Annotated in this window: 12 protein-coding genes and 1 CRISPR repeat array; all 12 genes read left to right on the top strand. The window is 37.3% G+C overall.

Features of this window, described 5'->3' with window-relative positions:
• Window positions 1-240: 240 nt before the first annotated feature.
• The 12 genes from rplU (at window position 241) to cas2 (ending at window position 10,966) form a co-directional block, all read left to right on the top strand.
• On the top strand, window positions 241-552 hold the full coding sequence (rplU, locus tag EJN84_RS09360; RefSeq protein ID WP_101486105.1) for a 50S ribosomal protein L21: 312 nt from the start codon (window positions 241-243) through the stop codon (window positions 550-552).
• Between the two features lie 20 nt (window positions 553-572).
• Window positions 573-836 (top strand): 50S ribosomal protein L27, encoded by a 264-nt coding sequence (gene rpmA, locus EJN84_RS09355; RefSeq protein ID WP_129595178.1) that lies wholly within the window; start codon window positions 573-575, stop codon window positions 834-836.
• 133 nt (window positions 837-969) lie between these two features.
• Entirely contained in the window at window positions 970-2,199 is a 1,230-nt protein-coding gene (locus EJN84_RS09350; RefSeq protein WP_129595177.1) for a class I SAM-dependent methyltransferase, read from the top strand.
• Window positions 2,196-3,152, top strand: a complete 957-nt coding sequence (locus EJN84_RS09345; protein ID WP_129595176.1) for a DUF4382 domain-containing protein — start codon at window positions 2,196-2,198, stop codon at window positions 3,150-3,152. Before EJN84_RS09350 ends, EJN84_RS09345 begins: the two co-directional genes overlap by 4 nt.
• 518 nt (window positions 3,153-3,670) lie before the next feature.
• Window positions 3,671-4,465 (top strand): CRISPR-associated endoribonuclease Cas6, encoded by a 795-nt coding sequence (gene cas6, locus EJN84_RS09340; RefSeq protein WP_129595175.1) that lies wholly within the window; start codon window positions 3,671-3,673, stop codon window positions 4,463-4,465.
• A 67-nt stretch (window positions 4,466-4,532) separates the two neighbouring features.
• The gene (gene cas10 / locus EJN84_RS09335; RefSeq protein ID WP_129595174.1) at window positions 4,533-6,149 is read left to right on the top strand and encodes a type III-A CRISPR-associated protein Cas10/Csm1; all 1,617 of its coding nucleotides are present in this window, start codon (window positions 4,533-4,535) and stop codon (window positions 6,147-6,149) included.
• A complete protein-coding gene (csm2, locus tag EJN84_RS09330) occupies window positions 6,142-6,573 on the top strand; it encodes a type III-A CRISPR-associated protein Csm2 (RefSeq protein ID WP_129595173.1) in 432 nt (143 codons plus the stop codon). The genes cas10 and csm2 overlap by 8 nt, the downstream gene beginning before the upstream one ends.
• A gap of 13 nt (window positions 6,574-6,586) precedes the next feature.
• On the top strand, window positions 6,587-7,402 hold the full coding sequence (csm3, locus tag EJN84_RS09325) for a type III-A CRISPR-associated RAMP protein Csm3 (protein WP_129595172.1): 816 nt from the start codon (window positions 6,587-6,589) through the stop codon (window positions 7,400-7,402).
• Window positions 7,377-8,426 carry a type III-A CRISPR-associated RAMP protein Csm4 gene (csm4, locus tag EJN84_RS09320; RefSeq protein ID WP_129595171.1) on the top strand — a complete coding sequence of 350 codons (1,050 nt, stop codon included), beginning with the start codon at window positions 7,377-7,379 and terminating at the stop codon, window positions 8,424-8,426. The genes csm3 and csm4 overlap by 26 nt, the downstream gene beginning before the upstream one ends.
• Window positions 8,427-8,437: 11 nt before the next feature.
• The gene (gene csm5, locus EJN84_RS09315; protein WP_129595170.1) at window positions 8,438-9,862 is read left to right on the top strand and encodes a type III-A CRISPR-associated RAMP protein Csm5; all 1,425 of its coding nucleotides are present in this window, start codon (window positions 8,438-8,440) and stop codon (window positions 9,860-9,862) included.
• Window positions 9,863-9,864: 2 nt separating this feature from the next.
• Window positions 9,865-10,713 (top strand): DUF6602 domain-containing protein, encoded by an 849-nt coding sequence (locus tag EJN84_RS09310; RefSeq protein ID WP_238943993.1) that lies wholly within the window; start codon window positions 9,865-9,867, stop codon window positions 10,711-10,713.
• Window positions 10,714-10,774: 61 nt separating this feature from the next.
• Window positions 10,775-10,966, top strand: a complete 192-nt coding sequence (gene cas2, locus EJN84_RS09305) for a CRISPR-associated endonuclease Cas2 (RefSeq protein ID WP_238943992.1) — start codon at window positions 10,775-10,777, stop codon at window positions 10,964-10,966.
• Between the two features lie 213 nt (window positions 10,967-11,179).
• Window positions 11,180-11,995: direct repeats of the CRISPR family, unit length 29 nt; unit sequence CTCTTAATCGCACCAGAAGGAATTGAAAT.
• Between the last annotated feature and the right edge of the window lie 513 nt (window positions 11,996-12,508).

The raw sequence follows: 12,508 nt of genomic DNA, 5'->3' as shown, positions 1-12,508 counted from the left end.
TTTTATTCAATCTACATCAAATTCAACAATTTGCCGGGAAAATAGTTTTTAGATTATCGGACATCGAAGAACATTTTAAAAATTGTTTTCTGTTCCGATTAAGTTCGAAAAAAATCCCTTTCAATATTTTGTTTTAAAGCAATAAATCCGTAATTTTGCACCTCATTTTGCCAATAGGCTTTTTAAGAAACGACATGAAGTCGTTCGCCTCAGGCACGTAACGAAAGTTATTTTTATACAATGTACGCAATTGTAGATATTCAAGGTCAGCAATTTAAGGTAGAAGCTGATCAAAAATTATTTGTACACCGTTTGAATGCCGAACGTGGCAGTGAAGTAGAATTCGAGAAAGTGATGCTCATCGACAACGACGGCCAAATAACCATTGGTTCACCCACGGTGGAAGGGGCAAAAGTGGTGTTGGAAGTGATTTCGCATGTAAAAGGAGACAAAGTTCTCATTTTCAAGAAAAAAAGAAGAAAAGGCTACCGCAAACTGAACGGACATCGTCAACAGTTTTCGGAGGTGAGAGTGAAAGAAATTATTGCTTAATCAGTTAAAATCGTAAGAAAATGGCACACAAAAAAGGTGTAGGTAGTTCGAAGAACGGTCGCGAATCGGAAAGTAAACGATTGGGCGTAAAAGTATTTGGTGGTCAATCTGCCAAAGCCGGCAACATTTTGGTTCGTCAGCGTGGAACCATTCATCATCCCGGACAAAACGTGGGAATAGGGAAAGATCATACGCTTTATGCATTGATCGACGGTGTGGTAGTTTTCCGCAAAAAACGCGACAATCGTTCGTTTGTATCGGTACTTCCCAAAGCTGAAGCCTGAAAGGCGTAGCTTGGATAGACAAGAAAATCGACCATAAAATAGAATTTTAGTTGACTGAACAACCCGCCACCGGCGGGTTGTTTGTTTCCTATAGAGTTTGTAGCCAAATGATTCGATGAAACAAGGGGGTTCGATGAAAGAAATTATCGGTCTATCGGCCGAAGAACTTCGGTTTATTGAGGAGCACGAGCGGGATGATATCCGCGACTTGGCTCTGCGAAAGTCCTTGTTCGAGGGGAAAGATGCACCGTTTCTGTTGTCGCAGATTGCGGGACGCAAAACAGCGAAGAACAAAATTCCTTCGTGGTATGCAAATCCGCAAATCGTGTATCCACAGCATGTATCGATGGAGCAGGCTTCATCGGAAACCACAGCTGCATACAAAGCTTCGCTGCTGTCCGGCAGTCATGGCAGATTGATTGATCTCACGGGCGGATTGGGCGTCGATTTTGTTGCGATGTTGGCTCATTTTGACGAAGGTGTGTATGTGGAATCGAATGAAGAATTATGTCGCGTTGCGGCCTACAATTTCGGAGTATTGGGTATTGAAAATGTAACCATCGAAAACACATCTGCCGGAGATTATCTCAGCCGAAATCCGCAAGCCGATCTCATCTACCTTGATCCATCGCGAAGAGATAGCACCGGACGAAAAATCTTCCGTATCGAAGATTGCCAACCAAACGTCAGTGAACTGATGCCTATGCTTGCTTCCGCTTCTCCCCGCATCCTGATTAAATATTCGCCCATGCTCGATATCGGATTGGCCGTGAAATCGTTGGCAAACGTAAGCGAAGTGCATGTAGTGGCAGTGGATAACGAGTGCCGGGAATTGCTTTTCGTGTTGGAGACGACAGCAACAGAAGCACCATGCCGATATGTGGCGGTGAATCTCAAAAAAAACGGTCAGTCCGAAATATTTTCTTTCTCCACGCAAGAGAAAATGTCGCCGGCAAATTATGCGCAAACTCTCGGAACTTATCTCTACGAGCCCAATGCTGCTATCCTGAAAGCGGGAGCTTTCGATATTGTGGCCTCACGCCATGATGTGCTAAAACTTCATCCGAATACCCATTTATACACTTCGGATGAGTTGAAAAACGATTTTCCCGGACGTGTTTTTGACGTTGAAGACGTTTTTTCGCCCAATAAGCATCATCTCCGAAATTTTGTTTCGAGCAATCCTCAAGCCAATATCGGCGTTCGCAATTATCCCGATTCAGTGGCTGAAATACGCAAAAAAACGGGAATCAAAGAGGGAGGCAATCGTTATGTGTTTGCTGCCACCTTAAATGACGGACAAAAGAAATGGATCGTGTGCTCGAAAATCGGACATAAAGGACTGTCCCCGAATAATTCGTGACACGACAACTTACTTACTCAAGTTGCTCAATCACACAATTCCTCATCATCACACATCCGGGCTGCAATATTTTCAATATTTTGACACCCACGTTTGTGCTAAACGGTTATCTTTGCAGTATGATTATTCCACGAATGATAAATAAGGCCGTTTCCATTGCTTTTGCAGGATGTTTGCTGTTGCTGATTTCGTGCACCGAAGACAGTTTTGTCGAAAATTCGGCGCGCTTGCGCATCAGTCTCACCGAATCATCGTCGATACCGCTTTCGGAAGCCAATCTCCAAATAACTTCTATCGAAGTGATGTTGACCGATTCGACCGGACAATCGCAAGACGAATGGATTCCGCTGGAATATGTCGGTGGTACTTACAACCTGTTGAAATATCTGAAAGGTGAGACAATACGGATTGCCGATCAGTATTTTTCTGCCGGAACAATTACTCAAATTCGCATCAAATTGGCGAGCACGCTTCATATTGTCGATAAATACAGTTTGCTCTCCGATCAGCAACAACTGCCTGTAGATTTGGCAACCGAATATCAGGATGGGGTAGTGGTAGCCGCGGACATTCCGCTTACTCCGAACGTGATCACCGATATTCTGCTCGACTTTAACCTTGCTCAATCCATCTACAAAAACAACGCGGACGATTTTGTTTTTGTTCCTTACGTCAGAGCTTACACCCAACTGGATGGCGGAATGTTGAAGGGCACGATTTCGCCGGTGGAAGCTGTTCCTATGGTGCAAATCGGATATCTGACCGATACCCTCAGCACGTTTGCCGCATCCGATGGTTCGTTCTATTTTCAGGGACTTCGCGCCGGATTGTGGGAAATTCATGTCATCCCGCTCAACACTCTATATGCCGACACCACAGTGATGGATACCGTTTTCAATCAGACGACTACAACCGTATCTCCAAATCCGATCGTGCTGAAAAAAATCGAATAAGGCAGATAAAAAATCGCTCGGACACTTTTGAACCCCTTTCTGGTCAAAAGAATGATTGCCTTATTTTGAGTGCCGACATCCACTGAACTCAATCGAAAAAGAAGACAAACCCCGAAAACTCCTTGGGAAATACTGATATTACAGAGATGAACAACAATAGCTGAAGGGTGAGCATTCCATGCATCATCATTCGTCTATTTGCCATGAAGCTGAGTAAGGGTTGACTTGGAGTTGCTATGGAGTTGCTATGGAGTTGCCTCGGAGCTATAGCGTAGAATGGCTGTTGATAAATTGGCGGGAACAAATAAATGGGGAAGAAATGAAAGAAAGGTAAAACTCGGAAATGAACGGATCATCCGTCATTCATGAAGCAACCTCAATGTTTATCTACCGACGCTATTTCACCCAGAGACAAAATTCTTCTATCGTTTTTTTATGTTTTCTTTTTTCCGTTTAAATATATTTCAATACATTTGCAAAAGAAGATAAATAACTTTATATCGTTCAGAAAACACGGAATGAGATTCAAATTATATTTAAGCATCGATAAACACACATTTGGCAATCGATTACCTTTCAATTACCAATATGAACTGTCGGCGGTGATATACAAAATACTTGCCGGCACCAATCAGGCATTCGCCGAATGGCTGCATGACAATGGTTTTGTGTCAGATAAAAAGATATTCAAGCTGTTTTCCTTTTCGAGGTTGCAAATACCCCAATATCGCATGGAGGGAAGTTTTCTGAAAATCCTTTCGGACTCGGCCGAATGGTATCTTTCTTTTTTGCCCGAACGCAGTACGCAGGAATTTATTCAGGGCGTTTTCAGAGAACAGCAATTTGAGTTGGGAAACCGGCAAGCCCGTATCCGCTGCAGGGTGCAAAGCATCGAAATGCTGTCCTTGCCACTGTTTACCGAACAAATGTCGTTCAGGACACTTTCGCCGATGTGCCTGACGCTGAAGCGCGAAAACGGAACCGACGAATATGTTGCTCCGGATCACCCAATGGCGAAGGAACTCATCCGACAAAATTTGCTCGACAAATACAAAGCTTTCACCGGCAACGATTTTCCCAATCATGATGCTGTTTTCGACTTCAAGGTGACCAATCAACCCCGCTCATCGCTGGTGACCATCAAAGCCGACACGCCGCAGGAAAGCAAAATCCGTGCTTTCGGTTGCAATTTTCAGCTCACGGCACCCGTCGAATTGATGAAAATCTGTTACGATTGCGGCATCGGCAGCAAAAACAGCCTGGGGTTTGGGATGGTGGAAACAACAAAAGAAAATAACAAACAGGAAAACTAAAAGGATATATGTTACAAGAAATAACCATTGAAAAAACAAGTAACCGGGAATAAAAAAAATTAAATACATGGAGAAAGAAAAAATCAAACAAAAATATCTTTTGAAGGGGGATATCAATGGTATTCAAAAATATATTTTTGATGTCCAAAATAACGGAGCAGCAAAATCGCTGAAAGCAAAATCTTTTCTTATAGAAGAAATAGGCTCTGTAGCATGCGAAAAAATTTTGACAGAACTGAAATCATTTGATGTAAACGGCACTATTTTTTATGAGGGTGGCGGAAGTTTTTATATTTGGTTTGATGCTGAAGATGACTTTGTTGCCAATAACATAATGAATAAGATAAGAGATGATTTTCACAAAGCTTTAAAATATGAAAAATTCTATATTACCCTTTCTTTTGTAAAAGCAGATAAACAAGATTTTGGGGCAACATGGATAAATCTGCGCGAGCAATCCATTAAAGACCAATTACAAATTTTCATCTCCTATTCTTCTGCTTTTACCCCTTATTCCCTAGACGATGAAACAATATCTAATTTGCAATCAAAAGAAATTGGCGTAAACACCAATTCGGATATATATAAGGCTATCACAAATGAAATGGTTAAACATAATTATTTTTTTATTTCGCTTTTTGGGGAAAAGGAAGTTTTTTATGTGACCAATTTTGAAAATATAATAACAAACAAGTTGCCGTTTTGGGAAGATTATAAAGAAAAAGAAAGCTATAAAAAATATCGTCTAAATCATCAATATGACTATCCGGACAATTTTATTTTAGAAGATAATAATCTGATTGATTTTGATGCTTTCGGAGATTTTGCAGCACATCGTACCGGAACAAACAAAATAGGAGTCGCCAAGTTGGATGTGGACAACCTGGGACAACTATTTGGAAATATTGGAAATGAAACAGAAGGCGAGAAATTATCCGAAGCACTCAATAATTTTTTTAAAGAAAGTTTATATACCATCTTTAGTAAAGAAACATTGAAATGGCGTAAATTGGATGAAGATGACAAAGAAGATAAAGAAGTATTCAAGGCAAATATTTATCCCGTATTTGCCGGTGGCGACGATTGCTTTATAATTGGAGCGTGGGATGCTGTATTACCTTTCATAAAAAGGCTTCAAGAAAAATTCCATGATGAACAAAACAGGTGGAGAAATGAATTTATAAAAAAGGAAGAAGATGTAACATTATCTGCCGGGATAGTTATTGTTGATCCGACTTGTCCGGTAAAATTGTTTGCAGAAATGGCAGAAAACGCTTTATCAAAAGCCAAGAAAAGCGGAAAGAATAAAATTGTCCTTTTTGATCAAGTATTTTCATGGAAGGATTATGAAGTGCTGTTGGATACAAGTGCTAAACTTGCATCATATATGCAACAGAATAATATTGATAGAGCTTATCTGAACAAAATAACCAAAAGTGCCAAAGGATTTAATGCTTTGAATAACAACAATGGTGTAAACTTCGACAACATATATAAGTTGAAGTATTACATCAGTAAAAATGACGAAACATTAAATTATATTGCAGAGTTACTTTTTGATCCCTATTACGAAGCGATGAAGAACAGACTTTTGAACCACGAAGCTGATTTAAATATTGCCATTTATCCTACAATAGCCAGAATAACAGAATTATTAACCAAGTCAAAATTAGCATATGAATAAGAATGAAAATATGAAGAGTCAGAAAGAAAAAAAGGAGGATAATAATACTAAAATCTCCTTAAACATACTAACTGAAAATGTCGATCTCGTCTTTAAAAGAAAAGATGACACAAATGAATACAATGAATTCTATCTAAAAGAATTAGAAGAGTACGTAAAAAAATATCTAAAAAATAGTATCACAAAAACTCAAATGAGAAACATTTTCGATACTTTTAAAGATTGTGATTCAAATGATAAGATGAAACTGCTTAAACCTAAACTCATGTACTTCGCGGGAAGAATTAATAAGAATGATGCCAAAAAATTTATCGAGCAACTCATTCTACTTACGGATGAAATGAGAGATGAGAGCGATTATAAACAACTGCAAAAGTTAGTGGAAACCATTCTGGCTTACCATAAGTATTTTGCAAAAGATTAAAACGAATAAAAATATGGACACAACAAAATTATCAGGCAAAATAATAATTTCAGGAGAAATTATTGTGCAAACAGGGCTTGCCATAGGTGGCAATAAGGCGGGAATCGAAATTGGAGCTTTAGATAATCCGGTCATAAAAACACATCAAGGGATACCCTTTATACCGGGCAGTTCATTAAAGGGAAAACTCAGGTCGCTCCTTGCTCGAGCAGCCGGCAGCGATTCGGTAGAAAGAGACATTGAAATTTCTAACTCATCGAACGATAAGTTAGAAAAAGAAAAAATACAACCGATATATAAACATATCGCACCACTTTTTGGCTATGGTGCAGGCGAAAGCAAAAGACAGGGAGATGCTGATCAAACAAAACAAACAGAACAAACAGCTGAAAACAGAAACAACCGCAAGGGCGAAGCTTTATTAAAAGTGAGAGATGCTTTCTTAAAAAAAGGAGAAGAGGAAAATAAAAAATTTACAGAAGAAAAAATGGAAAACTCAATTCACCGGGTTACCGGCGTAGCTAATCCGCGCCCAATAGAAAGAGTGCTCCCGGGAACAGTTTTTTCACTGGATATGTATCTCGATGTTTATGACAAAGAAGAAGCTCTACAACAGTTGCAACTTCTTGACTTGGCTTTTCAGTTGCTTACTGATGATTATTTGGGAGGAGGAGGAAGCCGAGGAAATGGCAAAGTTAAATTGAAAAATTTCAAAATCACATATAAAAAATTAATGCCGGAAGATGAAACAATTTGCATAAAAGAGAAAGGAGAGATTGCATACACATTTAAATGCTGTGAAAATGAAAATCAAAATAGTGAACATTAAACCCAACAGCCGCTTTCATTTTGGTAATATTTCTGTGGATAGCGATACAGCCTTGGCCGATACCGATGAGTATCTGCATTCTGATGTACTCTTTAGCGCTTTAGTTAGCAATTTATCACAAATAAAACCTCAACCGGAAATAGAAAGCTTTATTGGAGCTTTCAATAATGGCAATATTTTAATTTCTTCGGCATTTTATTGCATTGAAAAAACGGAATTATCCTCGGATGATCCAGATAAGTATTTATTTTTTATACCCAAACCGGTCACGGCAACATCCACCATTGATCTGAACAATTACGATAAAATAAAAGGAATAAAAAAAATAAAATTTATAACGTACAAAACCTTGGAAATTAAACCTGAAAACTGGAAATTGAACAATTCGATCGTAATGCATCCAATAGAGTATAAAGAAATAAACGACTATGTCCTGTCGCATGGTAACTTTCCTTTTAAAGAAGAAATTAATATCGCTTTCTATAATAAAATATCGACGCCCAACGTAAATATACATCTCTCAAACAAAAATGCGGGTCATCCATTTGTTGTAACATCGCTCCAAATCAGTGATCTTTCCTGTTATGGATTAAAAGTCCATTTTTATTTTTTATATAATATAAAAGACAAATCGCAGTGTGCCAATTTTGAATTGGCAACCCAATTGCTTGCATATAATGGCGTAGGGGGCGAAAGAAGTTCTGGTTGTGGGTTTATTGATGGCATAAGAGAAACTGAATATATACCACCTTATTTCACATCTCTTGATATCGATAAATTTCAAATGACATTGAGTAAAGTAATTCCTAAAAACGATGAAGAATTGAGCAATTTTTCGGCATTGAACACATCCATCAGAGGCGGTCGGAATTCAGAAAAAGGCCCATTTAGAAAAGTAAGAATGATAAACGAAGGATCAATATTTTCACAAAACGTAGTTGGAGAAAACGTAGAATTGGGCACTGAACAAATAAGATATGGTAAATGCATTTCAATGAATATTCCGCAAATGTACAGTTTATAAATCAGTAAGAAATGAATATAAATAAAACTTACAAATTAAACTTGAAGGTTTTGTCGCCATTGGCCATTAACGATGGGAACGAATTGTCACCATTATCAGATTATTTTGTTGATAATGGGAAAGTTCATTATATAGACCCTGAAAAATTTCTTCAATTATTGGCTAACGACAATCGATTATCGGCAGAATATGAAAATATAGCTTTATGCGACTATTCTAAAATAAAAGATTACTCATTAAATCTCATAAAATCTATCATAAAAGACGAACAAAAATTAAAAAATATCACCAAAGAGTATGCTGTTAATTATAAGGGAGCAGCGAGCAAGCTGATTAATTTAAAAACAATTATCAAAGTTAATGATTCTTCTTATATTCCAGGATCGTCTATCAAAGGTGCTATTAAAAATGCTCTTTTCTTTTATTGGCTGTCATCTACAGTAGAAGGAAAAAAAGAACTTAATGGTTATATTGAAAAAATTTCGGCATTGAGAGCAGATGAAAAGAAAGAAGATTTTATTAAAAATATCTCAAAGAATTTCCGACCTATCGAAAATTCTTTCCTTGGTATTTGGGACGGAATATTAAAACAGCCGTCAAGCAATTTAGTCATAACGGATTCTTCCTATTTTGATATTTCTCAAATAGCTGTAGACGAACTGAAAAGAAAAACACTTACACAGGGAATTGATGATTGGACACTCAATCTGCAGGAGTATGTTAAGCCGGATGATCAAAAGACGGTATCATTTGAGCTAAAAATTAAAACCTCTTCCTTGGATTGGCAAGGTTTAAACAAGGGAAATTTTTTGGCTAACCTTTTTAAGAATGAATCTCAACAAAATCTGAAAGAATTATTCAATATTTTAAACCGTTATACGCTTATAATTAAACAAGCTGTTGAAGAAATATTTTCTATTAAATATCCTCCATTTAGTTTAAATGACAATGAAGCTTTACTTTTGCTTGGAAGTAATAAAGGAATTCTTGCCACTTCGATTATTTATCTGCTCCAAAAAAACATGCAATTTGATGTTTTTAAAAATAAAGTAATAAACTATCTATTTCATAAAACATTCGATAGACTCAATTCCAACTTAGTTGCATCAAAAGAAAACTTCCCTATTTCTGTTTCCTATATTGATGGTATGCCCTTAGGACTCGTAAAAATTATTGATGACATAAATGATTATCCGTCAAATCTACCTTCTTATACAAAAGAGGAATGCTATTTGGGTAATCCGATTAAAGCAAAGCTTCTTGAAAAGAAAAAACCGCATGCGAAAATGTTGATCATCATGGAAGGTAAAGAAGAAAAGGTTGACGTGGCAGGAATTAAAACATTCGAACGTGATAATTCAACACAATTAATTGAAAACCAAATATATGAGATATATTATAATAGTGGCATTTTCAACTTTAATAAAAAAATATAACCATGGAAATGAAATGCATTATTTCAAGTATAAAAAGCAATTATGACGAATTGGAACGTTCAATTGTAAGTCAACTCCTGCTTGAAACCCCTAATCACCAATTAACTACCGGCACATACCGGGAAACAATCTGGATGTCGCTTTTTAAACAAATCATTCCGCACAAATTCTCAATAAAGCAAGGCGTTTTCATTATGGATTCCAATGGAAACACTTCAGCCGAAGTTGATTTGGTAATTTTTGACGAACAGTACACTCCGTATATTTTTAACTATGGTGAGATTTGTTTTATTCCCATAGAAGCAGTTGCCGTAGTGATTCAGTGCAAAAGCTTTACATTGGATGATAAAAACTTAACCGCTTGGGTTGAAACCATAAATCAATTAAAAACGTCTAATAATTCAATTGCACGATTGGCAAACAGTATTGCTATTAATGAATCTGTGTTAACTCAAAAATCAACTCGTCCAATTAAAATCCTTTGTTATTTGTCGGAGCAAAATCCGGATCAGAAGGCTGAAAACAGAGATTTTGATATTGAATTATGTGCAATTAAGGGTGAAAGCAAATTAAATATAAAATTTTATGATACAGTGGACAATTTGTATAAGGCTTTCATAAATTTAAATTTTCATCAACCAGAAGATATTTGTGAAGAAGAGTTAACAGGGATTGACGCCCTAAAAAAGACAAGCCTCCAAAAGCAATTTACCGTAAAAGACAATAATTTATTATCTTTCATTTTTCAACTCAACCAATTATTGATGCTGATCAATAATCCCTTGCTGTTTCCACATCAATCCTATGTTGACTTGTTTAACGAACAAACTGATAATGAAAATCCATCTTGATTTGGTATACGACGTAGGTGAAAAACGAGTAGGAAAAATGCTGAAATTGTGCCGCAACTAGTTGAATTGGATACAGAATTCGGTTTTCGAAGGCGATATTTCCGAGGTTAAATTGAAAGAATTGATTATATTGGCAGAAAAAATAATGAAACCGGAAGAAGATTCGTTGATTATTTTTTCGAGTCGGACAGAAAAGTTTCTCGACAAGCAAATTATTGGGAAAGAGCGAAGTAGCACCGATAATTTTCTCTAACCGTGTTGTCGAATAAGGGGTTTTCTCACGGTTGCGGGAGCAATTGACAGGAACAGCGATCATTGACATACTGAAAATCAACATATATTAGGAGTTGTCGATAGTCGGAAATTTTTATATTTTTGCCTATCGACAACTTTCCTACTTCAAAAATGAAGTTTATTTTGTGTTTTCGGGCTGATTTTCAGCCTTATTTTCAGTCGTTTTCAACGGCTCTTAATCGCACCAGAAGGAATTGAAATACAAATTGTTGAAAACTTGCACCGCCTAAACCGAAGTCCTCTTAATCGCACCAGAAGGAATTGAAACGGATGCTTCTACACAGAGTATGTTCTTGTAATATTCCACTCTTAATCGCACCAGAAGGAATTGAAATCTGTCATAAATTCTGAATGTTTGTTCCGATTTGCTGCTCTTAATCGCACCAGAAGGAATTGAAATGTTTTTCGAAATTAATAGCAGACATATAGCTGAATTTCTCTTAATCGCACCAGAAGGAATTGAAATCTGCCTCTCCAACAATTGGTACAAAGTGATGCTCACCTCTTAATCGCACCAGAAGGAATCGAAATTACCTTCAGACAACCCGGATATCATATTTACCGCATCCTCATAATCGCACCAGAAGGAATTGAAATAAAGGGCTATGCAGGCCTTCTACGTACCCGTTAACTCCTCATAATCGCACCAGAAGGAATTGAAATGGAGCTATTCGGAATTTATGACGAATTACACGGCACTCATAATCGCACCAGAAGGAATTGAAATGAAAGTATTTTACCTGGTAAACCTCTTATGATAGCCTCTTAATCGCACCAGAAGGAATTGAAATAATCCATTTAGGCCCTTACCATTAATTCCACCAATCTCTCTTAATCGCACCAGAAGGAATTGAAATCCAGATGCATAAGCATGCTCTTCATCAAAACAAAAAGCTCTTAATCGCACCAGAAGGAATTGAAATCTCTTATAATCTCCAGACAAACCGAATAGAAATACTCTCTTAATCGCACCAGAAGGAATTGAAATTATACCGACTCCTGAAAGACAGCACGCTTGGAAATATCTCTTTTTTCATGTACTTTTGCGAAAACTAATCACAGCTATTTTTACACATTTTTTATAATCCTGTACAAATAATTATAATGCAACCACCTTATCCTCAAAAAGAAGACAAGATTGCAGAAATCGTGCTTGCACAACAGCAATCATTGCAAATAAAAAAGAATCGTATCATTCGCCTATTATATATTGTTGGCGGATCTATTGCTTTCGGATTATCAATCTTAGTGGATATTCCGGAGCATACTGACCCCCCATTCCGGGCATACTGACCCCCCGGGAAACCAGGGTAAACAGATACATTTTAACTGTCATTCCGGCGGTTATTGACCCCTCTGAAAGAAAACAATATAAAAATTTGCGAGCGGCGGCATCCGTATTCCGGAGCATGTTGACCCCTCTTCACTGTTGATTTTCTGATGGTTTTTATTTACTTCGTAGGTTATTAACTACTAACAACGAAGGAATTATGTCAGGAAA

This window comes from Seramator thermalis, from assembly GCF_004138125.1.
Classification (GTDB): domain Bacteria; phylum Bacteroidota; class Bacteroidia; order Bacteroidales; family Dysgonomonadaceae; genus Seramator; species Seramator thermalis.
The sequence above is the reverse complement of the archived record's forward strand: the minus strand, read 5'-3'. Positions and strand labels throughout refer to the sequence as shown.

Excerpts from the sequence above, each read along its gene's own strand:
- EJN84_RS09310 (WP_238943993.1), top strand. The coding sequence starts at position 9,865 with ATGGAAATGAAATGCATTATTTCAAGTATAAAAAGCAATTATGACGAA.
- csm3 (WP_129595172.1), top strand. The coding sequence starts at position 6,587 with ATGGACACAACAAAATTATCAGGCAAAATAATAATTTCAGGAGAAATT.
- rplU (WP_101486105.1), top strand. The coding sequence starts at position 241 with ATGTACGCAATTGTAGATATTCAAGGTCAGCAATTTAAGGTAGAAGCT.
- csm4 (WP_129595171.1), top strand. The coding sequence starts at position 7,377 with ATGAAAATCAAAATAGTGAACATTAAACCCAACAGCCGCTTTCATTTT.
- cas10 (WP_129595174.1), top strand. The coding sequence starts at position 4,533 with ATGGAGAAAGAAAAAATCAAACAAAAATATCTTTTGAAGGGGGATATC.
- rpmA (WP_129595178.1), top strand. The coding sequence starts at position 573 with ATGGCACACAAAAAAGGTGTAGGTAGTTCGAAGAACGGTCGCGAATCG.
- cas6 (WP_129595175.1), top strand. The coding sequence starts at position 3,671 with ATGAGATTCAAATTATATTTAAGCATCGATAAACACACATTTGGCAAT.
- EJN84_RS09350 (WP_129595177.1), top strand. The coding sequence starts at position 970 with ATGAAAGAAATTATCGGTCTATCGGCCGAAGAACTTCGGTTTATTGAG.
- csm5 (WP_129595170.1), top strand. The coding sequence starts at position 8,438 with ATGAATATAAATAAAACTTACAAATTAAACTTGAAGGTTTTGTCGCCA.
- csm2 (WP_129595173.1), top strand. The coding sequence starts at position 6,142 with ATGAATAAGAATGAAAATATGAAGAGTCAGAAAGAAAAAAAGGAGGAT.